Annotated in this window: 22 protein-coding genes and 1 tRNA gene; 7 read left to right on the top strand and 16 right to left on the bottom strand. The window is 52.5% G+C overall.

The features are described from left to right. Positions 1-350: 350 nt before the first annotated feature. On the bottom strand, positions 351-590 hold the full coding sequence (locus tag EJA72_RS04435; RefSeq protein ID WP_157710308.1) for a hypothetical protein: 240 nt from the start codon (positions 588-590) through the stop codon (positions 351-353). Positions 591-1,033: 443 nt separating this feature from the next. Here EJA72_RS04435 and EJA72_RS29105 point away from each other — a divergent pair, with 443 nt between their 5' ends. After that, positions 1,034-1,252, top strand: coding sequence for a hypothetical protein (locus EJA72_RS29105; RefSeq protein WP_256679628.1), 219 nt, complete (start codon positions 1,034-1,036; stop codon positions 1,250-1,252). A gap of 260 nt (positions 1,253-1,512) precedes the next feature. Here EJA72_RS29105 and EJA72_RS04430 read toward each other — a convergent pair whose 3' ends face one another. The 3 genes from EJA72_RS04430 to EJA72_RS04420 all read right to left on the bottom strand — a co-directional run bounded on the left by EJA72_RS04430 (position 1,513) and on the right by EJA72_RS04420 (position 3,481). Beyond that, positions 1,513-1,647, bottom strand: coding sequence for a Dabb family protein (locus EJA72_RS04430; RefSeq protein ID WP_372240674.1), 135 nt, complete (start codon positions 1,645-1,647; stop codon positions 1,513-1,515). A gap of 308 nt (positions 1,648-1,955) precedes the next feature. Then, positions 1,956-2,468, bottom strand: a complete 513-nt coding sequence (locus EJA72_RS04425) for a hypothetical protein (RefSeq protein WP_157710307.1) — start codon at positions 2,466-2,468, stop codon at positions 1,956-1,958. A 2-nt stretch (positions 2,469-2,470) separates the two neighbouring features. Next, on the bottom strand, positions 2,471-3,481 hold the full coding sequence (locus tag EJA72_RS04420) for a hypothetical protein (RefSeq protein WP_157710306.1): 1,011 nt from the start codon (positions 3,479-3,481) through the stop codon (positions 2,471-2,473). A 677-nt stretch (positions 3,482-4,158) separates the two neighbouring features. On the opposite strand from EJA72_RS04420, the gene EJA72_RS04415 reads away from it, so the two are divergent. The 3 genes from EJA72_RS04415 (at position 4,159) to mcrC (ending at position 9,287) form a co-directional block, all read left to right on the top strand. Next, on the top strand, positions 4,159-5,445 hold the full coding sequence (locus tag EJA72_RS04415; RefSeq protein ID WP_157710305.1) for a hypothetical protein: 1,287 nt from the start codon (positions 4,159-4,161) through the stop codon (positions 5,443-5,445). Positions 5,446-5,801: 356 nt separating this feature from the next. Beyond that, positions 5,802-8,249 (top strand): AAA family ATPase, encoded by a 2,448-nt coding sequence (locus EJA72_RS29100; RefSeq protein WP_256679627.1) that lies wholly within the window; start codon positions 5,802-5,804, stop codon positions 8,247-8,249. A gap of 3 nt (positions 8,250-8,252) precedes the next feature. Further along, the gene (gene mcrC, locus EJA72_RS04405; protein ID WP_157710304.1) at positions 8,253-9,287 is read left to right on the top strand and encodes a 5-methylcytosine-specific restriction endonuclease system specificity protein McrC; all 1,035 of its coding nucleotides are present in this window, start codon (positions 8,253-8,255) and stop codon (positions 9,285-9,287) included. Between the two features lie 144 nt (positions 9,288-9,431). Here mcrC and EJA72_RS04400 read toward each other — a convergent pair whose 3' ends face one another. Beyond that, positions 9,432-10,643 carry a DUF3883 domain-containing protein gene (locus EJA72_RS04400; RefSeq protein WP_157710303.1) on the bottom strand — a complete coding sequence of 404 codons (1,212 nt, stop codon included), beginning with the start codon at positions 10,641-10,643 and terminating at the stop codon, positions 9,432-9,434. A 15-nt stretch (positions 10,644-10,658) separates the two neighbouring features. Further along, complete coding sequence (locus EJA72_RS04395) at positions 10,659-11,126, bottom strand: nucleotide pyrophosphohydrolase (RefSeq protein ID WP_306109988.1); 468 nt, start codon at positions 11,124-11,126, stop codon at positions 10,659-10,661. Positions 11,127-11,449: 323 nt separating this feature from the next. On the opposite strand from EJA72_RS04395, the gene EJA72_RS04390 reads away from it, so the two are divergent. Next, complete coding sequence (locus EJA72_RS04390) at positions 11,450-11,920, top strand: hypothetical protein (protein ID WP_157710302.1); 471 nt, start codon at positions 11,450-11,452, stop codon at positions 11,918-11,920. 99 nt (positions 11,921-12,019) lie between these two features. On the opposite strand, the gene EJA72_RS04385 is transcribed toward EJA72_RS04390, so the two are convergent. The 9 genes from EJA72_RS04385 to thrS form a co-directional block, all read right to left on the bottom strand. After that, a tRNA-Pro gene (locus tag EJA72_RS04385) sits at positions 12,020-12,096 on the bottom strand. Positions 12,097-12,185: 89 nt separating this feature from the next. Then, positions 12,186-12,542 (bottom strand): MerR family transcriptional regulator, encoded by a 357-nt coding sequence (locus tag EJA72_RS04380; protein ID WP_003179985.1) that lies wholly within the window; start codon positions 12,540-12,542, stop codon positions 12,186-12,188. Continuing rightward, positions 12,523-12,825, bottom strand: coding sequence for an integration host factor subunit alpha (gene ihfA / locus EJA72_RS04375; protein ID WP_002553164.1), 303 nt, complete (start codon positions 12,823-12,825; stop codon positions 12,523-12,525). Before ihfA ends, EJA72_RS04380 begins: the two co-directional genes overlap by 20 nt. Before the next feature lie 3 nt (positions 12,826-12,828). Continuing rightward, on the bottom strand, positions 12,829-15,210 hold the full coding sequence (gene pheT, locus EJA72_RS04370; RefSeq protein WP_157710301.1) for a phenylalanine--tRNA ligase subunit beta: 2,382 nt from the start codon (positions 15,208-15,210) through the stop codon (positions 12,829-12,831). Between the two features lie 26 nt (positions 15,211-15,236). Beyond that, entirely contained in the window at positions 15,237-16,253 is a 1,017-nt protein-coding gene (pheS, locus tag EJA72_RS04365; RefSeq protein ID WP_054596661.1) for a phenylalanine--tRNA ligase subunit alpha, read from the bottom strand. Between the two features lie 109 nt (positions 16,254-16,362). Next, positions 16,363-16,719: a 50S ribosomal protein L20 gene (rplT, locus tag EJA72_RS04360; RefSeq protein WP_007905879.1), complete on the bottom strand. Its 357-nt coding sequence runs from the start codon at positions 16,717-16,719 to the stop codon at positions 16,363-16,365. A 27-nt stretch (positions 16,720-16,746) separates the two neighbouring features. After that, a complete protein-coding gene (rpmI, locus tag EJA72_RS04355) occupies positions 16,747-16,941 on the bottom strand; it encodes a 50S ribosomal protein L35 (RefSeq protein ID WP_008145659.1) in 195 nt (64 codons plus the stop codon). A gap of 60 nt (positions 16,942-17,001) precedes the next feature. Further along, positions 17,002-17,553 carry a translation initiation factor IF-3 gene (gene infC / locus EJA72_RS04350; protein ID WP_172435341.1) on the bottom strand — a complete coding sequence of 184 codons (552 nt, stop codon included), beginning with the start codon at positions 17,551-17,553 and terminating at the stop codon, positions 17,002-17,004. Next, positions 17,553-19,475 carry a threonine--tRNA ligase gene (gene thrS, locus EJA72_RS04345; protein WP_157710300.1) on the bottom strand — a complete coding sequence of 641 codons (1,923 nt, stop codon included), beginning with the start codon at positions 19,473-19,475 and terminating at the stop codon, positions 17,553-17,555. The genes infC and thrS overlap by 1 nt, the downstream gene beginning before the upstream one ends. A gap of 374 nt (positions 19,476-19,849) precedes the next feature. On the opposite strand from thrS, the gene EJA72_RS04340 reads away from it, so the two are divergent. Continuing rightward, complete coding sequence (locus EJA72_RS04340; protein WP_157710299.1) at positions 19,850-20,152, top strand: hypothetical protein; 303 nt, start codon at positions 19,850-19,852, stop codon at positions 20,150-20,152. Between the two features lie 281 nt (positions 20,153-20,433). Continuing rightward, entirely contained in the window at positions 20,434-20,646 is a 213-nt protein-coding gene (locus tag EJA72_RS04335) for a cold-shock protein (protein WP_003179963.1), read from the top strand. 72 nt (positions 20,647-20,718) lie between these two features. On the opposite strand, the gene EJA72_RS04330 is transcribed toward EJA72_RS04335, so the two are convergent. Then, positions 20,719-21,039, bottom strand: a complete 321-nt coding sequence (locus tag EJA72_RS04330) for an I78 family peptidase inhibitor (protein ID WP_157710298.1) — start codon at positions 21,037-21,039, stop codon at positions 20,719-20,721. Positions 21,040-21,180 lie beyond the last annotated feature (141 nt).

Genomic DNA, 21,180 nt, shown 5'->3' with positions numbered 1-21,180 from the left:
CGTTCCAATCCGCTTCTGGCCAATGTTGCCTGCCGTAGAGTGATATGCATAGTTGAATCAAGAGAACAAAATAAGCCCGATTTGAGTGAGTGGCGCGAGAAATTGCAACAATTTTTAATTTTGTTTTTGGAGATCGAGCTTTAACGCTTCATGGGGCGCAAGCCCTTTGATTATGATTAAGCTGTGCTCGCAAACCGCTTTAGCATCCGTTTTGCTCTTAAACTTTCCTGCGTGAACGACCCCATTACGATGGTCATTCAGCGACTCGATTTTTTTCTGCAGAGCCTTCACTTCGTTCCAGGTGCCGAGGTGCTTTGCCGCAGGCGCAATTAAGCGCTTGAACTTTCCATCTAGACCATTGGCACTAATAAAAGAGAGTCTACATAATTAGGTGGAAGATTATAATTATTTGATAAGAAGTTTCGAATGTAAATATTTGCTGAAATTTCGGCGGAGGTTGCAGCTCGCACAATGCAGGCCGACCAGTCCTCGCGCTCAAAAAACTTCAGTGCCTTATTCCAATTGGATTCAAGTTTCTGATCATCCGTACGTTCGTCATACGGAACTTTGGTGATTTTCTTATTGCCCATGGATTCATCCTTGAAAGCTAACTACAAGCAAGCAATACATGAGGAGAATGTTCTACCCCACTTGTGCCGCAAAACGTCTCCAGCTCGCCTCAGGCCCTTATGCCAATTCGATCGGTTACTCAAAATGCGGCTTAGAACTGAGGGAAAAGGCGACACGGTAGACTGAAGGTTACAAAGTCGTTAACGAAATGTCTATGGTCAAAGTCGGCGCAAGTGTCACCCTCCGCGAGTGACCACCTACGGCCGTTGGCTCGCAACGGGCAACTATGGGACGGTTTCTGCCCCTCACGGAGGGCAGATGGGGTGTTCACTGCCGGCCATGTTTGCTAAGGGTGCGGGCAAGTCAGAGCAATTACCCAGGTGTCAGCGGATTTGGTGAAAGGGCTCCAGCCAGTGGTGAGTTGAGCTAGTCTTCCCGCACCAGTAACTCGAGGACAATATCAATGCCAGATAATTTTGAAGCCAACATAACCACAGCGGACGCTCTCACACTGCTCCTGTGCAACCAACACGCCATATGTGCGGCCATTGAAGAGGTGACCAAGTGGCTCTCCGAGAATGGAATGGTAAGTATCGCCACAAACGCAATCGCTGCCATGGAGACGCTGGACGCGAATGCTCAAGACATCACAGACGCGATTTTGCGACTACGGCAGCTATAGGTATCATCCAATGCCGGTTTACCCCTCCTTCATGAGCGAGCCTCGATGAAATACGAGGTGCGCCAGTACTGAGTAACCAGTCGCATTCGACTTGATCACCAGACGCCGCAATAACGACCGACAGAGAACGGCCAAAAGAGGGCGCTCACCAATCCCCGGTTAATTTCAGAGTGTAACGGCTCTTCGTTGTCGACCGAACATGGAGGGAAGGAGCAACCTTTAAGGCGTCCCTTCCACGACTTCACTCCCACCACGGATGTTTACGACAACCGATAATCAACCTGATCCCGCGCGATGCGTGAATTACCCAATTCCCCTTTCACCCACAAATGTTCGGGGTGGGAAGCGTAGGCATCCAAGGCCTTTTGGGATTCAAAGTCACTGTAGAGGACCACATCGCACACATAGTCGATACGACTGAAACCAAAACACCAAATTCGAGGGGGGCACTACGGCCTCCATCTCAGGCCAACGGCGTGTGATCACCCCATAAATTGACCAAAGATCGGAGCTCAAACCTGCCCTTCTGGATCTCAAATCCGAAAGTGAGGATGGTCTAAAAATGAAAGCCTGGCCAATCCAACAACCCGGGCGGCCGCTACAGCCCCTTCGCTAATTATGAAAATGTCGCAGTGACGATGCACTCCGACCGGAGTGCATCTCAGCACTAAAAGTTTCACCCCATCGATTTTAGCGTCAATTATCAGATATCTTTATCTGCCTCAGCGTCCTCCCGCTTAATATGGAGGTCGCTTACGAACATATAGTTCGCGTAAATAACCCTCAGGACTGAGTAGTATTGGTAAAAACTCAGAAAAATGATGATTGCAACGGCCGCGGACTTTATAGAGTTAAGGTTCTCTAGGTAGACAGGTGTGCCTGAGAATATCATTTTTATAAGCATCAATATGCTTATCGCTACTGCCACAGAAGCAGATATTATGATACTCGCAACGATCGACTCTAGGCGCCTGGTGTCCCTGTATGCTTCACTAAAATCTGCGGTTTCAACTTTTTTTGTGTCCATCAATCGTAGTAAGGCATTTGGATAAAGAAACGCGATCCATATCCCCATAATGGTAAATACCATTCCAGAGATAGCTAGCAATGCATTACAGTAATCCTTAAAGTCAGCATAGCTAACTTTGACGCCATATATCTTGCATAAAAAGAAGGCACCTATGGATGCTGCTAGGATTATGATGAATTTAACCATAATCAGGTACCGGTTTTTTGGGCTTTCATTAGGTCGCGTTTGATAGGGCTCAAGTACCTATCCCGGTTAGCTTTGACCGTTTTGTAGAGAACCTCAGCATCCAGAATGGATTCCCCGTTGTCTTCAATCGAAAGGGTCTCTGTGAGTCTATATGAGTTTGCCCATGCAATGCCAGTATCTGTTAAGAAGCCGACGTTTGACCATGCCCCAGGCTTAGTTTCTTTTGAGTACTTTTCAATAATATCTTTGATTTCTGTGGATGTGGGTTTCGCCTCGACTTTTATTTCCACATCTCTTTTTCGTTTGTTATCACGATGTGATGTGTATGGCACACCTAGCCCCGCAAAAATCTTCACCCATTCTGCGCGAGCATCTACAACCTTAAGGGACACCGTCTCTCTTCGTATTATATGGGTTACTTTTCTAGATAGTTCTCCCAGCTTAGCGCTTGAAGTATCTAAACTTTTTAAGCTTAAATCAAATTTATAAAGGAGCTTACATTCGTCACCGTTTTCGTCAGTAAAGGATATTCTAGTGATCTTTTTTTCTGTTTCTATCTTTCTTGTGCCGGGCACGTCAATTCTATGATTTATGCAGCCGGCGACCCAGTCTTGAAACATTGCAGAGTCACATTTTGAGTTCTCAAATTTTATCGAAACAACGCAGTTAACCTCTGGTATAACCCAATAATAACAGGCACTACCCCATATGACCGGCTTACCTTCGGTTCCCTGGCTTTGCTTTATTATATTTTGTTTTTTACCATTTGCATCTATTGATATACCAAGCAAAGGCCCGCTCGACTGGGCCTCTGACTTCCACAGAACTAATAGATAATCTCCAGTATCGGTATCTTTATGTACCTCATGACAATAGCAGTTAGTTTTTGTTTTTTGCTTAGGATCCCAAGGAATCGTGTCATTGAATTCTCGGGATTCGATCCAGCCTTTTATCAGGTCAAAACTAGTTGAAATGTCACACCCTTGATTGACTGAGCCGCCATATCTGTACATGCCACATTCATTGATGTTGAAAAAATTCAAGTATCCATTTTGTATCATTGCAATCATCCCTTGGTGAATACGATTTGAGCCTTAAAGCTTTTGGATGATGGCAATTTAGTAGTGCAATGACAACAAAGCGTTAGCAAAATTCACGGATTGTGCAGACTCTGCTTCGTCGCGACTGTGGAAATGCGCTGGTGAGCTGGCAATGTTGGAGGTCGGTATCCGGCTTCATGTACCGTCGAATAGGGCGGAAAACTGATTCCCTACCGACTGCACTCTGTCTCGTTGTGCGTTTGAACGATGAGCTTGACGACGAGCAGTTTGAGCAGCGCCCGGACCGTTACCTCTGATTTCAATCTCACTCCGAGTTCACACGGCGGATGCTGGCCGCGATTAACTCGATGCTCGTGGAAACGGTTGCAGCCATTGCCCTCTAGATTACGAGCAGCGGTGCAAGCGACAGGCCCAGAGTATCGAGAGAGCAAGGATGGAAGCTAACTGAATTTTCGGAGTCGGTAAGCTTGCCACTGCATTGCTAGTGTAGTGTTTCAGAAGTATCACTAAAAATTAATGACTCTTGCTCCGGACGCGACAGATTAGCCGTCCGTTCATGGCAGTGACTGATTGTTGATAGGCTGAGTATCACCTGACAACATGGCGCTTTCGATTTCGGATCGGGTTAAATGGACAGCAAACCTTCAGCCACGCCCACAGAGGGATTCATAAAAGAAATGCTGGCCTTCTGGAGCGCATCGGGCCGTCAGTCGTTTTCCTTGGAAGAGGCGCTCGAATGGTGTGAAACGCACCATCCTGAAATCAACCCCAACCGCTTCAGTGCCTTGCTCCGTGCCGCGGCAGCCAACCGCAAACGCAAACGCAACCACCCCTCGCGCACGCAGCCCGTCGCTGACCTTCTATGGCAGCTTACTCCGGCCCGGTTCATACCCTACAATCCCACGACCGATCCAGCGCCGGGAAGCAGTGACGCCGCGGCCTGGGTGATTCAGCTTGCCCTGCAAGAACGCGATGACGTCGAGCGGGCTGACACCTTGGGCCAGTATTGTGCGCGCTTGGCGACAGCGGTCGATGCCCTGAAGGCCCCAGGTGACAAGCTTCAGGAAAAAGCCGAAGGTCTGGCCGATCTGGTACGCTCCGACAAGCTGGAGTCCTTTCTCTCGCAGGTTTCGGAGCTCAGTGCCGCGCACTACTTTCAGGCAACCTACCCGATAGGTTTCCAGAACCATGTCGAGAACCCGGGCCACACGACTACCGGGCCGGCAAAGAACTTCGACTTCTCTTTTCAGGCCGATGGCGTGCGCTTCAACGTCGAAGTGAAAGCGTTTTCTAAACCTTACGACGGGCGCAGCAAAGGCGGCACGAAGTACTTTCTGCCGGAAAGTGTCAAGCAACAGATGCACGATGATGGTGTCAAAATAACCGCCAATCTCTCCCCCACACTCGGGCGCTTCCTGCTGGATGCAAATGCGCAGTTGTTTCGGCGTGACGACGACTTGAACGTGGCACTCATTTGCTGCAACGATCCGGACGAGTACGCCGACGTCTTTGAAAGCCTGCATGGGCCGTTCGGTATCATTCGCTCGTCCCGAGTGGCCGGCGACGGACAGACGCTTGCAAATTCGGTAATCCCCAATATCTCCCTGCTGACCAACATCGATGCCGTGGTGGTGTGCCAGATTGGGTTTCTCCATGCAGCAATCGTCAATACCCACAGGTTCAACCGTGCCTATGGCGAGGAAGGCCTCCGCTTGAGCGAACCTGCGGTGGCCTGGGACTTTCGCCACGCCTTCCCTTCCGGATTCTGGCTGCACCATCCTCCCGCCGAATCGAAGCGCGAACTGACCCTCCACAAGGCATTCAATTCACACACCCGGATTCTTCTGGACTACCACAAACAACACGGTTGCTGGCAACAGGCAGTGTTCTCCCTGATCAACCACAGCGCGTCCTAATGTGGTGTTACAGAAGTACCACTGACAGTCAATTGCCCATTGCTTGTACTCCACGAACGACTGAAGCGAGGATATCCTCTGCCTTCTTGTGCTACCGAAATGGCCTGTCGCGCTCAAAAACGTTTTTACACAGCCTCGGCGGGTTTCTGCCTATCGTAACCGCCAGAAGTCGACCCTTTGCGGACAGTCAACGTAGCTGTAAAAATTGGAGCGATTCATTTTTCGGTGGACGTTAATCCTGAAGGAAGTAACTGAATTGCGCCACTAGGAGCAATTTACACAGTCCGGCTCACGTTATAGGTGGGCTGTTCGTTTATGCTCTCCTTTCAAAAAGCCGAGACTCAAAAGGAGTTCGCATGAGCCGCTACTGTGGTGGTAAGGATGTTGCCCCAATTTTTGCTGCTGCCGAGCATTGGCGGGAAACTGCTCTCTTGCGCGATGGGTCGGTATTTTCAGAGCGGAAACTCTGGACGTTGGATGGAATGGAATCTCTCGAAACCCACTTCATCAACAACCCCGATGAGGGGCAAGGAACGTACTGGAGAAAACTCCACGATCAGTTGCAGGCGACCCCACCCGAAGTGAGACAACTCGCTGCAGAGATGAACTGGTTGATGTTGTTGTGTCCAAGCAACATTAAAGCGGATTCGAAACGTAAGGCTATTCGTGAAACGTGGGAATGGTCCAGCGAGCAGCTCCCGGAAACTGCAATCGAATGGCTTGGCGATTCGACTCTGAGCGGTATTGGTAGTGCCGGCGCTGGATACAACAACTACCGGTGGCGTGAACTTAGGTTCGGCATCAATTTTTGCCTCGCCTTCAAACGACTTTCTCTAGAGGACCGTGCCGAGCTACTTTCAGACGGTTGGCGGTTTAGCGAATGGCTCCAATCTATTGAAGAGAGCGAATCCAGGCAGTTGCGTCACATGCTCGTCTATATGCTTTTTCCAGACAACTTCGAGCGCATTTTTAGTGGTGGCGAAAGGGAAAGCGTTGTGCTCGCGTTTGGTGGGGTGAGCAAGAAAGAGACTGCTAGCATGTCTTCTTTGTCGATCGATAAGGCTTTGCTCCGAATTCGTGAGGAGCTCGAGCAGGAGTATGACACTCGGGACCTGGACTTCTACCATCACCCCCTGGTTGATCGTTGGAGCCAGCCCAACTTCGAAGCTGTTACAAAGGACGTAAAAATCGAGCATGTGTTGGACGCGTTGGCAGAGATTGACCGAGGGAATATTCCGGAGCGCTCCAACTCGACTGCTTATGATCTTCTGTATAAGGCTCGTCGCTATCCGCCCAAGTTGGTCCTGTCACTTGCTGTGAAGAACGCGTCTGGCAAAATTTACGATCGAGACGATTTCTCCGGGGGAGAAAGCTCGCTCGCATTCAGATTGCTTCGTCAACTTGGCTTCGAAATCGTAGAGAAGAATTTTGTTCGCGATATGGTGGAGAAGTTTCTCAGCCAGGCGCAAGAGGGAACCAGTCTGACAACGGCTGATTACCCGAAGCAATATCGTGAGCTCGGCACAAAAGTCAGCTTCGGGCAGGGAGCTCTAACACACGTACCTTGGGTATCCTTCTTGGGGCCGAATCAGAAGACATCAAATGGGATATACCCTGCTCTGCTGTTTTTCAAGCAGTCAGGTGTACTGATACTCGCATATGGCATCAGCACGACCGAGAAGCCGAACAAGCATTGGAAGGACTTGGAGTCGGCCAAGACGATCAATGAGTACTTCTTGGATCGTTTTGGGCGACCGGTGGAAAAATATGGTCAGTCTCTGGTGGCTATGTCCTTCAATGTTAAGGACGGGATCGACTTCAATTCGTTGGCTGAAGCTTTGGACGAGATGATTGACCGCTATCGAACCTTGTTTATTGAATCGGGTGAGGAGCGTTTAGATAGTAGGTACTCGGTCGATGCTGCGCAGTACTCCTTTCAAGACGCCCTCGCGGAGCTGTTCATCCCGGAGTCTGTGTTTAGGAATATGGTAGGCCGACTTCGTCGCAAGAAGAACCTCATCCTCCAGGGGCCACCTGGTGTGGGAAAGACGTTTGTGGCAAAGCGCCTGGCATACGCATTGATGGGTACAAAAGCTCCGCATCGGATCGGCATGGTGCAGTTTCATCAGGCCTATTCGTACGAGGATTTCATTCAGGGCTATCGCCCTAGCGGGACAGGCTTTCATCGCAAAGATGGCGTTTTCCACGGGTTCTGCACGCGTGCAAAGGGGGACCCTGAAAACGACTATGTTTTCATCATCGATGAAATCAACCGCGCCAATCTAAGTAAGGTTCTGGGCGAGGTGATGATGCTGATGGAAGGAGACAAGCGTGGGCCGGAATGGGCAGTCCCGTTGACTTATTCTGAGTCCCCGGACGAAACATTCTTTGTGCCATCGAATGTCTACCTCGTCGGGTTAATGAATACAGCAGATCGCTCACTCTCCATGGTTGACTACGCGCTGCGGCGACGGTTTGCATTCATGGACATTAGCCCTGGCTTCGAGACCTTGCAATTTAAGGAGTTCCTCCGGAAACGCGGAGTCATGGAAGGTACCATCGACAGACTTGCTCGGGACATCTGCACCCTGAATGAAGATATCCGCCTAGACAAAGCAAACCTTGGCGAGGGTTTCTGTATTGGGCATAGCTACTTCTGTCCGGATGCATCACAAAGCGGCCCACTTGAAATTGATTGGTATCAAGAGGTTATTCATTCGGAGATTATTCCGTTGCTGCGTGAGTACTGGTTCGACGATCCGTCAAAACTTGACGATTGGGCGCAGCGGTTACTCGGAGCCTGAGTAATGGATATGCCTCGGATTCCTGTTCAAAACCTTTACTATTTGCTTTGTTATGCCTGGAACCACCTCAAGCCTGGAGAAATCGTAGATGTATCGAACGTTCCCAGCACTGAATTGGTGGACTTGTTCGCCGTCGTTTTGTGCCAGGGTGTCGAGCATCTCGCGAGACGTGGCCTTGAGCAAGGTTACATAGGGCGTGAAGACGATCTCGCGGGTGTGCGTGGCCGCATAGATGTATTGAGATCCGGGCGTCGCTTCCTATTAGCGCATGGTCGTGCCGCTTGCTCCTTTGATGAGTTGAGCCCAGATACGTTGCCGAACAGGATTTTAAAAAGCACTCTGAAGCTACTCACCCAAGTTCCGGACCTGCACGGTGATCTAAAGAAACACGTAAAGGTGCTGTGCCAATCGTTGCCTGATATCGGGGAAATGCGTCTGACGAGCCAAGCCTTCAGGCAAGTTCAATTACATTCGAACAACCGCTTTTACCGATTTCTGATGAGCGTCTGCAAAGTTATCCAAGAGTCAGCCCTAATCGACCCTGCATCAGGGACATACCAGTTTCGGGATTTTATCCGCGACGAACGTGCGATGGCACGGGTATTCGAAGACTTCCTATTTAATTTCATCAGGCTTGAGACGCCCGATTGGGATGTCACACGTGAACACATTGCCTGGAAAGCGGTGAGCGTGACAGACCCGGACTTAATTTTTCTGCCTCGGATGAGGACGGATATTTCGCTTAAACGAGGTTCGGAGCGAAAAATTATTGATGCTAAGTACTATCAGCGGACGATGACCGAGTATTGGGGCGCGGAGAAGGTTCACAGCGAGAATCTCTATCAGTTGATGAGCTACCTGACTAACTCAATGGGGCGCGAGGGCGAAAAGCTTTCAGGTATGCTGATCTACCCTCAGGTCGATAAGGCGATAAACGAGGTCTACCAGATTCAAGGCTTCGATGTCGCAGTTTGTACCGTTAACCTTGGCCAGCCTTGGCAAGGAGTCCGCTCGGATTTGACGCGACTCCTATGCTGAATTAAATCAACCGAATAAATGGCCGCGCTCGAAAAATGTCACTGAGCCATTAATTCCTAGATTGGGTAGTCAATGAATTTGGCATCCATCAGAGTCCCCCTCGGCCAATTCGAAATAGACCCAAAAGCGCGCAGTCTCATATGCTCACTCACACTGATCAGGCTCTACGCCGACATTCACCCTGTAGCTAACCGGGGTTTTTGGCATACCTAATAGCTCACTAGCGGACAGCCTATAATCCTTGTACTTTTTCTTGCCAATATCCAGAGAGTGGACCCGTACAATCTCATAACTCTGTCGGTTAGTTGCCGCAAAATTCACCTCATTCTCAGAGATGAAGAACGCTGTGTTCGCACCTCCCAAGGTGGTTTTAACCTCTAGGTAATACGGGATGATCCCTGAGACTGTGTCTCGCACAGAGCGTATGTCATAACCTGCACCATCCCCTTCAGTTGCCGAAACATGCACAACCTGGCTTACGTACTCTTCACCATGCTCAATACGCACACGCTGCTTTTCTCTCTCAAATACGAGCAACTCACCTACGAGGCCGAGGCTTTGATTATCAGCAGCCTCCTGCAGGTAGTCTCTCTTACTCAAATATGTGCCTTTCACCTCAGCTGTAGACGGAGGTTTAGCTTTACTCTTGGTGGGCTGGTGCGTGCCCTCATAGGTAAAGGCCGACGGATCAAAGTTATTAATGGATAACTGAGTGAGAATCGGTTGATCAACTGCACTGTAGACAACGTGAGTTGCCAATTGCGCTTGAACCTTGAAGAGTCCGGCAAGCTTGTCGGCATTTTTCTTCAGGCGCCCGCCAGTGCCCATTGGGGCATATGTAAACCCAACATCCTTCATAGCGTTGAGGGACAAGTGATTGCTTGCCAGATGTGCAATATGAATAGCTAGGTCAAGTTTCTCTTTCGTGCATCCATCAATCATTGCCTGCACTGCTTGTGCAGGAATTTGGTCCACATTCCCCAACCAGAGCACATCGGAAAAATGCACCAAATTCGGCCACATCATGGGGGATAAGACGCTCAAATTTTGGCCTTCGATCACTTCAGAGAGCCAGCGAGGTTCTGTTTTTTTCGAAATACGCTCAACAATCCCAGCCCCAATAAAGCCAGAAGTCTTCGTTTTTGGACTATGCCCCATGACGAAGTTGGTGTTCGGTGGAATTGACTGAAAGACCAGGACATCACCCTCTTTCAGTTCGCTCCAAATACCTTCCTTATCAGCATCAAAACCCCAAAACCCAGTGGCTAAAGTAGTCAGCCAATGCTCAATTGGGCCATTGGCCTTTCGGGCTTTACCCTTTGCAATTTCTTCAAGAATCCGAGAAGTGATGTCCATACCTAATTTATGTCCTTACAGCTCGTTGTACTTTTTGGCATTTCCGCGAGCTTTATCAGCCGGGTATTTATCCGCGTTGATTCTCAGCTTCCGATCAACTGCATCCTGAAGATCAAGAGAAAGAACGTCTGCAAGACGCAATAGATACAAGGTTACGTCAGCAATTTCCTCCTCGATCCTGCGCATTCGCTCAGCATCATCCTTGACCAAGCGTGCCTGCTCATCCGTTAACCACTGAAAATTTTCAAGCAGCTCGGCCGCCTCCACTGCCAGAGCAGAAGCCAGGTTCTTAGGGGTATGGAACTGCTCCCAATCTCGTTCGCTTGCAAAATCACGCAGTTGCTGCTGAACCTTCACCACGTCCATCTCATGCCCTCCCCTGCCTGTCTTTTCAAAATAGGCTCCATTACCTATCCGGACGGCTGCGTCGCGCAATAGCAAACCACATTCAAAGGATAAAATGTTGCAAACCCCCGCATCCATGTATCCCTATCAGCGTTTAGCCAAGTCCGCTTCCGACCGTTCTCTGCCCATCACAATGAGTTGGGGGAGGACCTACGAACAAGTATTCAGTATCCAGCGTTGGGCCGGTAAGCGGGAATGAAATGGCAGTATGCCCAATGGACGTACCACCTCGTGCTTCGGACATTCAGACACTTTGCCCCTTAAGGCCTAAACTGAAGAATACTCAGCAGGCGAAAGTATTTGGCTCTGCTGGGGGGGACTGCGGCCTGAAAAGGCGACAAGGTGTCGAGCGGCCACTGAGCCTTTCTTCATTACTGATTAGAGTGATTTCGAGGTCGAAAATGGCCAGAAGACTAGCGGAAATCCGGAATCTACCGGAGACTTCAATCGATGCCAAGGTCGAGGCCATGCAGGCGGCTCGGATGGTTTTGATGCCGACACGCAATCTTGAACCGCGCGCACAGCAAATTTTCGAGATGATTATGAGCATGCGGCCAGTGACCATGTGGGGAGCCTATGACCTGCACTTGGCGACCGAATTGTCCGAGATCAATGCCCAGATAGAATGGACTCAAGAGGTGTTAGCAGTCGAAGGTGACGTGCTAACGACTCGCCTCGGTACGCCGATCATCAACCCTCGAACGACCCACTGCGGTAACCTTAAGCGCCAGGCGGTGACCTTTGTTCGGGCACTTGGATTGTCAGCAGGTCAACGACACTTGGGTGATGAGCCCAATCGCAAACGTGCGGGCAAGCACCTCGAATTGCAACAGGCCTCCCGTGATGCTGAAGGTGATCCATTGTTGGCTTGAGCGTGCACATAAGGCAAATGCGTTTACCCCTCTGTTTACCCCTAAGCCATAAATGAAAAAGCCCAATCTTTTCAGATTGGGCTAACTCATTGAAAAATATGGTCGGGACGGAGTGATTCGAACACTCGACCCCTAGCACCCCATGCTAGTGCGCTACCGGACTGCGCTACGCCCCGACTAGGCGTGAAACCTGTTCCTCTCTTCGAAGAACGCTCAAGAATATATCGCAAGCTTTTGAAAACTGGAAGTATTCAAATGCAGTAATTTATTTCTTGAGCACAACCAATACATCTTCCAATTCAGCAATCATCTGCCGAATCATCTGCTTGTACTGAGTGGTGTCGTCTTTGGCTTCATCACCGGACAAACGCAAGCGTGCGCCGCCGATAGTGAACCCTTGATCATAAAGAAGCGCGCGGATCTGCCGGATCATCAGCACGTCTTGTCGCTGATAATACCGGCGGTTCCCGCGGCGTTTGACGGGGTTGAGTTGAGGAAACTCCTGCTCCCAATAGCGCAGCACGTGCGGTTTTACGGCACACAGCTCGCTGACTTCACCAATGGTGAAGTAGCGTTTGCCTGGGATGACGGGTAGCTCGTCGTTATGACTTGGTTCCAGCATAAGCCTCAACTCGGGCCTTCAACTTCTGCCCTGGACGAAAGGTGACCACACGGCGAGCCGTGATCGGGATTTCTTCACCCGTTTTCGGATTGCGGCCAGGCCGCTGGCGTTTGTCCCGAAGGTCGAAATTGCCGAAACCGGACAATTTGACTTGTTCGTTGTCTTCGAGAGCGTGCCTGATTTCTTCAAAAAACAGTTCGACCAATTCCTTGGCCTCCCGTTTATTCAGGCCCAACTCCTCATACAGACGTTCCGCCATCTCAGCTTTCGTCAGAGCCCCCATACGTCACTTCCTTAACGTGGCGTTCAACCTTTGTTCGAGCGAGGTGAGGATATTTTGCGTCGTGGAATTCACCTCATCGTCATTAAGAGTGCGCGATGGATGCTGCCAGGTCAAGCCGACTGCAAGGCTTTTTCTATCAGGATCAATACCTTTACCCTGATACACGTCAAATAGCCTGAGGTCCGTCAGCCATTCCCCTGCATTTTCACGGATTACGTCCAGTACGGCGCTGGCTGCAACGCCTTTTTCGGCGATGAGCGCCAGGTCACGCCGCACTTCAGGAAAACGCGACAACTCTTGGAATTTAGGCATTTTACCCAACGCCACTTCGGCCAAAACCAGCTCGAAGACGAAGACAGGACGGTCGAGACCGAGGGTTTTCGACAATTCAGGGTGGATCGCGCCGACGAAGCCTACCAAACGACCTTCACGCTCGATGCGCGCGGTTTGACCCGGGTGCAGCGCAGGGTGTTTGCCCGGCACGAACGTGAACGAATCCAGAGCACCGGCAAAACCGAGCACCGCTTCCACGTCCGCTTTCACGTCGAAGAAGTCCACGACGTCGCGGCCTTGCGCCCAGCCTTCCGGCAGACGGCTACCACACACAACACCGGCCAGCATCGGCTCTTGCTTCAAGCCCTCTAGCTGACCCACGAAACGCAGGCCGCTTTCGAACAAGCGAACGCGATCCTGTTGACGGTTCAGGTTGTGCTGAAGTGCCTTCACCAGACCCGGCCACAAGGACGAGCGCATGGCGGCCATGTCGTTCGAAATCGGGTTCGCCAGCAGCAACGGCTCTACACCCGGATTAAACAACTCGAACTGTTTCGGATCGATGAAGCTGTAGGTAATCGCTTCCTGATAGCCGCGAGCGACCAGCAGACGACGCAGCTCAGGCAGATCGCTGCGCGCTTCTGCCTTGGCTTGTGGCGCCAGGCGGGCTTGCGGGTAGCGAACCGGCAGACGGTTGTAACCATACAGGCGGGCCAATTCTTCGATCAGATCAACTTCCAGGCTGATATCGAAGCGATGGCTCGGCACTTCAACGCGCCACTGCCCTGCCCCATCAGCCGAAACGGTCAGGCCCAAGCCGTTGAGCAGGCGCTCGACTTCGGTCGAATCCATTTCCATACCCAACATCTGGGTGATGCGCTGGGCACGCAGGGTGACCGGTGCAATTTTCGGCAGGTATTGCTCGTTGACGGTTTCGATGACCGGACCCGCTTCGCCGCCAGTGATTTCCAGCAACAGGCCAGTGGCGCGCTCCATGGCTTCACGGGCCAGCTGCCAGTCCACGCCACGCTCATAGCGGTGCGAGGCGTCGGTGTGCAGGCCATAGGAACGGGCCTTTCCAGCAACGGCAATCTGATCGAAGAACGCACTTTCAAGGAAAATGTCGCGGGTGGTCGCGGTGTCGACGCCGCTGTGCTCGCCACCCATTACGCCGGCGATGGCCAGGGCGCGGGTGTGGTCGGCAATCACCAGTGTATCGCTACGCAGGCTGACTTCCTGACCGTCGAGCAGTACCAGCTTCTCGCCCTCTTCCGCCATGCGTACGCGGATGCCGCCATTGATTTCGGCGAGATCGAATGCGTGCAGCGGTTGACCCAGCTCCAGCATCACGTAGTTGGTGATGTCGACGGCAGCGTCGATGCTGCGCACGTCGGCACGACGCAGACGCTCAACCATCCACAGCGGCGTAGGCTTGGACAGGTCAACGTTACGGATCACACGACCCAGGTAACGCGGGCAAGCGGCAGGCGCCAACACTTCAACCGAACGCACTTCGTCGTGCACGACTGGAACGGTAGCAACGACCGGACGCGTGACTTCGGCGGCGTAAAGCGCGCCGACTTCACGGGCCAGACCGGCCAGGGACAGGCAGTCGCCACGGTTCGGGGTCAGGTCGACCTCGATGCTGGCGTCGTCCAGGCTCAGGTATTCACGAATGTCCTGACCCACCGGCGCATCGGCCGGCAATTCCATCAAGCCATCGTTGCCTTCGCCCACTTGCAGCTCGGCTTGCGAGCACAGCATGCCGTTGGACTCAACGCCACGTAGCTTGGCTTTCTTGATTTTGAAGTCGCCCGGCAACTCGGCACCGAGCATGGCAAACGGGATCTTCAGGCCCGGGCGCACGTTCGGCGCACCGCACACAACCTGGAAAGTCTCCGAGCCATTGCTGACCTGGCACACGCGCAACTTGTCAGCGTCCGGGTGCTGCTCGGTGCTCAGCACTTCGCCCACGACCACACCGCTGAATTCGCCGGCGGCCGGGGTAACGCTATCGACCTCAAGACCGGCCATCGACAGACGAGCAACCAGCTCGTCGCGACTTACCTGCGGGCTAACCCAGCCACGCAGCCATTGTTCACTGAATTTCATCCTGCTCTCCTAAGAATTCGTTACGACTAGCGAAATTGCGCGAGGAACCGCAAGTCGTTGTCGAAGAACAGACGCAAGTCGTTCACGCCGTAACGCAGCATGGCCAGACGCTCAACGCCCATGCCGAAGGCAAAGCCCGAAAATTCTTCCGGGTCGATTCCGGACATGCGCAGCACGTTCGGGTGAACCATGCCGCAGCCCATGACTTCCAGCCAGCCAGTCTGTTTGCAGACACGGCAGCCTTTACCGCTGCACATCACGCATTCCATATCGACTTCAGCGGATGGCTCGGTGAACGGGAAGTACGAAGGACGGAAACGCACGGCCAGTTCTTTTTCAAAGAACACGCGCAGGAACTCTTCGATGGTGCCTTTCAGGTCGGCGAAGTTGATATCGCGGTCGACCAGCAGTCCTTCGACCTGGTGAAACATCGGCGAGTGGGTGATATCGGAGTCGCTGCGGTACACACGGCCTGGGCAGACGATGCGGATAGGCGGCTTTTTCGATTCCATGGTGCGGACCTGTACCGGCGAGGTATGGGTGCGCAGCAACATGTTGGCATTGAAATAGAAGGTGTCATGCATCGACCGGGCCGGGTGATGGCCTGGGATGTTGAGCGCCTCGAAGTTGTGATAGTCGTCTTCGACCTCAGGGCCTTCGGCGATGCCGTAGCCGATGTGGGTAAAGAACTGCTCGATACGTTCCAGAGTCCGGGTAACCGGATGCAGACCGCCAGAGGTCTGGCCGCGGCCAGGCAGGGTCACGTCAATGGACTCGGCAGACAGTTTGGCGGCCAGGTCGGCCTCTTCAAACAGTGCCTTGCGAGCATTGAGAACCTCTGTGACACGCTCCTTGGCAACGTTGATCAGGGCGCCGACTTGCGGACGCTCTTCTGCCGGCAAATTCCCCAGGGTCTTCATCACCTGAGTCAATTCACCCTTTTTGCCAAGGTAGTGAACCCGGATTTGCTCCAGGGCATTGATATCTTCAGCGCTTTGCACAGCCTCTAGTGCTTGAGAGACGAGCGCGTCCAGGTTTTCCATGTACAGACTCCAGATACAAAATAGGGGAAGAGCTTGAAGGCTCTTCCCCTATTTATGACGTTTAACACCGGGCCCCACAGAGGTGAGGCCGGGTGACTGTCGGGGGTACTTAAGCCAAGGTGGCTTTAGCTTTCTCGACAATCGCAGCAAACGCCGCTTTTTCGTTCACTGCCAGATCAGCCAGAACCTTACGGTCGATCTCGATGGACGCTTTTTTCAGGCCGGCAATGAAACGGCTGTAGGACAGACCGTTGATACGTGCACCAGCGTTGATACGAGCGATCCACAGAGCGCGGAACTGACGTTTTTTCTGACGACGGTCACGGTAGGCGTATTGGCCTGCCTTGATTACCGCTTGCTTGGCAACACGGAATACGCGCGAGCGAGCGCCGTAGTAGCCTTTAGCAAGTTTCAGAATTTTTTTGTGACGTTTACGGGCAATGACGCCACGCTTTACACGAGCCATGAGTTACTTCCTCTATTCTTGACTAAATTAACGAAGGCGCAGCATGCGCTCGACTTTTGCCACGTCACACGGTGCCAGCAAGCTGCTACCGCGCAGTTGACGCTTACGCTTGGTCGACATTTTAGTCAGGATGTGGCTCTTGAAAGCGTGCTTGTGCTTGATACCGTTAGCAGTTTTCAGAAACCGCTTAGCAGCACCACTTTTAGTTTTCATTTTTGGCATGTTCGGATACTCCGCATTCAGTTGATAAACATAATCAGAAGGCCTGCCGTGCCCTATTGATTACTTCTTCTTTTTCGGGGCGATGACCATGATCAGCTGGCGTCCTTCCATCTTAGGATGCTGTTCGACCGAACCGTACTCGAGCAAGTCACCTTCAACTCGCTTGAGGAGTTCCATCCCCAGCTCCTGGTGGGCCATCTCACGGCCGCGGAATCGCAAGGATACCTTGGCCCTGTCCCCATCACTCAGGAAACGTACCAGGTTGCGCAGTTTTACCTGGTAATCCCCTTCCTCCGTCCCTGGACGAAACTTGATTTCTTTAACCTGAATCTGCTTCTGGTTTTTCTTGGCCGCAGCAATCTGCTTCTTCTTCTCGAAGATCGATTTGCCGTAGTCCATCAGCTTGCAAACAGGGGGTACTGCATCGGCGGAAATTTCCACCAAATCCAGTTTGGCCTCTTCAGCCTTAAGAAGCGCGTCTTCAATTGACACAATCCCAAGCTGCTCACCCTCAGCCCCAATTAACCGAACCTCGCGTGCCGAGATATTCTCGTTGATCGGGGCTTTCGGTGCAGCTCGTTTATCTTGTCTCATTTCACGCTTAATAATAATTACTCCGAATCTGGGCGACCACGCCGGGAAACCGCTTGCGCGAGAAACTCAGCGAACTGGGCGACGGGCATCGAGCCCAGGTCAGCACCTTCACGAGTACGCACAGCGACAGTCTGCATCTCGACTTCCCGATCTCCGATAACCAAGAGATAAGGAACCTTGAGCAAAGTATGCTCGCGGATTTTAAAGCCGATCTTTTCATTTCTCAAGTCAGACTTGGCACGAAATCCGCTTTCGTTGAGGGTTTTTTCAACCTCAGCGGCAAAATCTGCCTGTTTATCAGTGATGTTCATGATCACTGCCTGGGTCGGAGCCAGCCACGCAGGGAATGCACCCTCGTAGTGCTCGATCAGGATTCCGACGAAACGTTCGAAGGATCCCAGGATCGCCCGGTGCAACATTACCGGGTGCTTGCGACTGTTGTCTTCGGAGACGTATTCGGCTCCCAGACGGGTAGGCAGGTTAAAATCGAGCTGAAGGGTACCACACTGCCAGACGCGGCCAAGGCAATCTTTTAGCGAGAACTCGATCTTCGGACCGTAGAACGCACCCTCTCCCGGCTGCAGATCGTACGGCAAGCCCGCACTATCAAGGGCTGCAGCCAATGCAGCTTCGGCTCGGTCCCACAATTCGTCGGAACCGACGCGTTTTTCCGGACGAGTGGACAGCTTCATTTCAACTTCTTTGAAGCCGAAGTCGGCGTAAACGTCCATGGTCAGTTTGATAAACGCAGCGGATTCGGCCTGCATCTGCTCTTCAGTACAGAAGATGTGGGCATCGTCCTGGGTGAACGCACGCACACGCATGATGCCGTGCAACGCACCCGATGGCTCGTTACGGTGGCAGGCACCGAATTCGGCCAGACGCATTGGCAGCTCGCGGTAGCTTTTCAGGCCCTGATTGAACACTTGCACGTGGCAAGGGCAGTTCATTGGCTTGATCGCGTAATCGCGGTTTTCCGACTGAGTGGTGAACATGTTGTCGGCGTAGTTCGCCCAGTGCCCGGATTTCTCCCACAGGCTGCGGTCAACGACTTGTGGAGTCTTGATCTCCAGATAACCGTTGTCGCGCTGAACCTTGCGCATGTATTGCTCGAGCACCTGATACAGGGTCCAGCCGTTCGGGTGCCAGAACACCATGCCCGGCGACTCTTCCTGGGTGTGAAACAGGCCCAGGCGCTTGCCGATCTTGCGGTGATCGCGCTTTTCAGCTTCTTCGATGCGCTGGATGTAAGCCGCCAGTTGCTTTTTGTCAGCCCACGCGGTGCCGTAAACGCGCTGCAATTGCTCGTTCTTGGCATCGCCACGCCAGTAGGCGCCGGACAACTTGGTCAACTTGAAGGATTTCAGGAAGCGCGTGTTCGGCACGTGCGGACCGCGGCACATGTCGACGTATTCTTCGTGATAGTACAGACCCATGGCCTGCTCGTTCGGCATATCCTCGACTAGGCGCAGCTTGTAGTCTTCGCCACGGGCCTTGAACACTTCGATCACTTCGGCACGCGGAGTGACTTTCTTGATCACGTCGTAATCTTTTTCGATCAGCTGCTGCATGCGCTGTTCGATAGCGGCCAGGTCGTCCGGTGTAAAAGGACGTTCGAAGGCGATGTCGTAATAGAAGCCTTCGTCGATGACCGGACCGATCACCATTTTAGCGGTCGGGTACAGCTGCTTGACTGCGTGGCCGACCAGGTGAGCGCAAGAGTGGCGAATGATCTCCAGCCCCTCTTCATCCTTTGGCGTGATGATTTGCAGCGTGGAATCGCTGTTAATGATGTCGCTGGCGTCGACCAGCTTGCCATCGACCTTGCCGGCCACGGTGGCTTTGGCCAGGCCAGCACCAATGGATGCGGCGACCTCGGCTACGGAAACCGGGTGATCGAATGAACGTTGACTGCCGTCGGGAAGAGTAATAGTTGGCATGGCGCCTCCTCTCCTAGTGGTGACCCCTACCAAAGGTCACGTGGGTTGGGATGAGCCAGTACAAGATCCGGTCCAGGCCATTCAATGACGAACGCCTGCCTTACAGCGGCAGGAGCCTTGCGGCCAACCGGAAAACCGAACCAGAGTGACTGGGGTTCAAATCAGGGTTATTCGCACGGTTGCCGCTACCGGGACTTAAGGTCAACCGGTGCTTGCAAACGCCCGAGCGAGGCATGCTAGCACAGATGAACGGTCGTCGCCGCGCCAAGGTTTTCTACCGGGGAAAATCTGGCGTTTTTATGCCAGAGTGCTGAACTTGAACCCTGCTTTACCCCTCAGATAACAAGACATCGACCCAAAAGGAGCATCCCAGCATGCGTCTGAATACCTTGTTCGCAGTAGTCGCACCCCTCGCCCTGTTGCTTCCACTGTCCGCCCATGCCGATTGGCCAAAAGGCGAACGCGACAAATACATGGCTCAGTGCACACAAGCGGCAACCCCTCAGATTGGTGCTGCTGCGGCCAAAGCCCACTGCGCCTGTGGCGCCGACGCGATCAAATCGTACCCGGCCAGCGACATTCAATCGCTGATGGACAACACCGCCAGTGACGCACTGAAGCAAAAAGCGCTCAGCCAGATTGCAGCGTGCAAAGCCGATAACAAGGCGAAAAAATAAGCCTGCGAGGAGGCTTTGAAGGCCCCCAAAGCCGATGAAAAGCGCTTTTTCGTACAAATTATGCAGGTTTTACAGCTTTTTTTATCGTCTTTACTTTCGGCCGAAAGCCTTGTAAACCGGGGCTTTCAGCCATATCAAGCAACAAAGAAAGCGTGACTTAAGGGCAAACAGTACGTCCGGGGGGCTCCCAAAGCGAACATTTCGACTATGATACCCCGGTGTGCCCAGTTGGCCTGAGCAGCACAGTACTACTGAAAATATAAGTTTCTTGGAGATACACCATGTCTAATCGCCAAACCGGCACCGTTAAATGGTTCAACGATGAAAAAGGCTTCGGCTTCATCACTCCTCAAGGTGGCGGTGACGACCTGTTCGTACACTTCAAAGCTATCGAAAGCGACGGTTTCAAAAGCCTGAAAGAAGGCCAGACTGTTTCCTTCGTGGCTGAGAAAGGCCAAAAGGGTATGCAAGCTGCTCAAGTTCGCCCAGAGTAATTTCCAGGCGCACTAAAAAAACCCCGTCCATGTGACGGGGTTTTTTATGGGTGAAACAAAAGCCTGTAACGATCAGCCGCAGTTGACGCGTGTGACCACCCGGCTGGCATCGGTGTTCAGGTTCAAGCGATCGGAGCGGTACTCCAGGGTCACCATGTCGTTCGGTTGCAGGAACCGGGCATTCTGCGCACCTGCGCGGGTACGTGCCTGCTCCAGCAATTCTGGTGATGCGGCTTTGCCAATGGTGAATTCGGCTGCCTTTGCATCACAGCGGCTGTGGCCAGTGTCAGTCGTCGTGACGGGGTCTGCTGCCGTATTCGAGCTCGTACCGCTGCAACCGGCCAGCAGTGTAACGGCGAACAAAGTACCCAATGACGCGAGCTTCCAAGGCATGAAGCCTCCTTTTTCCAATAGTTAAGCTGAGATCTTGCGACCGCCAATCCGGCGTTTGGTTTCAAGGTGAGTGCGACCCCCCTGCCCTTGTCGCGGACAAGCGGCGAGTTTGCCTGAGTGCCTCACTGTCGTTCAGCACTC

This window comes from Pseudomonas sp. PB120, assembly GCF_009761815.1.
GTDB lineage: Bacteria > Pseudomonadota > Gammaproteobacteria > Pseudomonadales > Pseudomonadaceae > Aquipseudomonas.
The sequence above is the reverse complement of the archived record's forward strand: the minus strand, read 5'-3'. Positions and strand labels throughout refer to the sequence as shown.

Bases quoted from the DNA above. Each gene is read 5' to 3' on its own strand.
- EJA72_RS04435 (WP_157710308.1), bottom strand. From the start codon at position 590: ATGGGCAATAAGAAAATCACCAAAGTTCCGTATGACGAACGTACGGAT.
- EJA72_RS29105 (WP_256679628.1), top strand. From the start codon at position 1,034: ATGCCAGATAATTTTGAAGCCAACATAACCACAGCGGACGCTCTCACA.
- EJA72_RS04425 (WP_157710307.1), bottom strand. From the start codon at position 2,468: ATGGTTAAATTCATCATAATCCTAGCAGCATCCATAGGTGCCTTCTTT.
- EJA72_RS04420 (WP_157710306.1), bottom strand. From the start codon at position 3,481: ATGTACAGATATGGCGGCTCAGTCAATCAAGGGTGTGACATTTCAACT.
- EJA72_RS04415 (WP_157710305.1), top strand. From the start codon at position 4,159: ATGGACAGCAAACCTTCAGCCACGCCCACAGAGGGATTCATAAAAGAA.
- EJA72_RS29100 (WP_256679627.1), top strand. From the start codon at position 5,802: ATGAGCCGCTACTGTGGTGGTAAGGATGTTGCCCCAATTTTTGCTGCT.
- mcrC (WP_157710304.1), top strand. From the start codon at position 8,253: ATGGATATGCCTCGGATTCCTGTTCAAAACCTTTACTATTTGCTTTGT.
- EJA72_RS04400 (WP_157710303.1), bottom strand. From the start codon at position 10,643: ATGGACATCACTTCTCGGATTCTTGAAGAAATTGCAAAGGGTAAAGCC.
- EJA72_RS04395 (WP_306109988.1), bottom strand. From the start codon at position 11,126: ATGGATGCGGGGGTTTGCAACATTTTATCCTTTGAATGTGGTTTGCTA.
- EJA72_RS04390 (WP_157710302.1), top strand. From the start codon at position 11,450: ATGGCCAGAAGACTAGCGGAAATCCGGAATCTACCGGAGACTTCAATC.
- EJA72_RS04380 (WP_003179985.1), bottom strand. From the start codon at position 12,542: ATGCTGGAACCAAGTCATAACGACGAGCTACCCGTCATCCCAGGCAAA.
- ihfA (WP_002553164.1), bottom strand. From the start codon at position 12,825: ATGGGGGCTCTGACGAAAGCTGAGATGGCGGAACGTCTGTATGAGGAG.
- pheT (WP_157710301.1), bottom strand. From the start codon at position 15,210: ATGAAATTCAGTGAACAATGGCTGCGTGGCTGGGTTAGCCCGCAGGTA.
- pheS (WP_054596661.1), bottom strand. From the start codon at position 16,253: ATGGAAAACCTGGACGCGCTCGTCTCTCAAGCACTAGAGGCTGTGCAA.
- rplT (WP_007905879.1), bottom strand. From the start codon at position 16,719: ATGGCTCGTGTAAAGCGTGGCGTCATTGCCCGTAAACGTCACAAAAAA.
- rpmI (WP_008145659.1), bottom strand. From the start codon at position 16,941: ATGCCAAAAATGAAAACTAAAAGTGGTGCTGCTAAGCGGTTTCTGAAA.
- thrS (WP_157710300.1), bottom strand. From the start codon at position 19,475: ATGCCAACTATTACTCTTCCCGACGGCAGTCAACGTTCATTCGATCAC.
- EJA72_RS04340 (WP_157710299.1), top strand. From the start codon at position 19,850: ATGCGTCTGAATACCTTGTTCGCAGTAGTCGCACCCCTCGCCCTGTTG.
- EJA72_RS04335 (WP_003179963.1), top strand. From the start codon at position 20,434: ATGTCTAATCGCCAAACCGGCACCGTTAAATGGTTCAACGATGAAAAA.
- EJA72_RS04330 (WP_157710298.1), bottom strand. From the start codon at position 21,039: ATGCCTTGGAAGCTCGCGTCATTGGGTACTTTGTTCGCCGTTACACTG.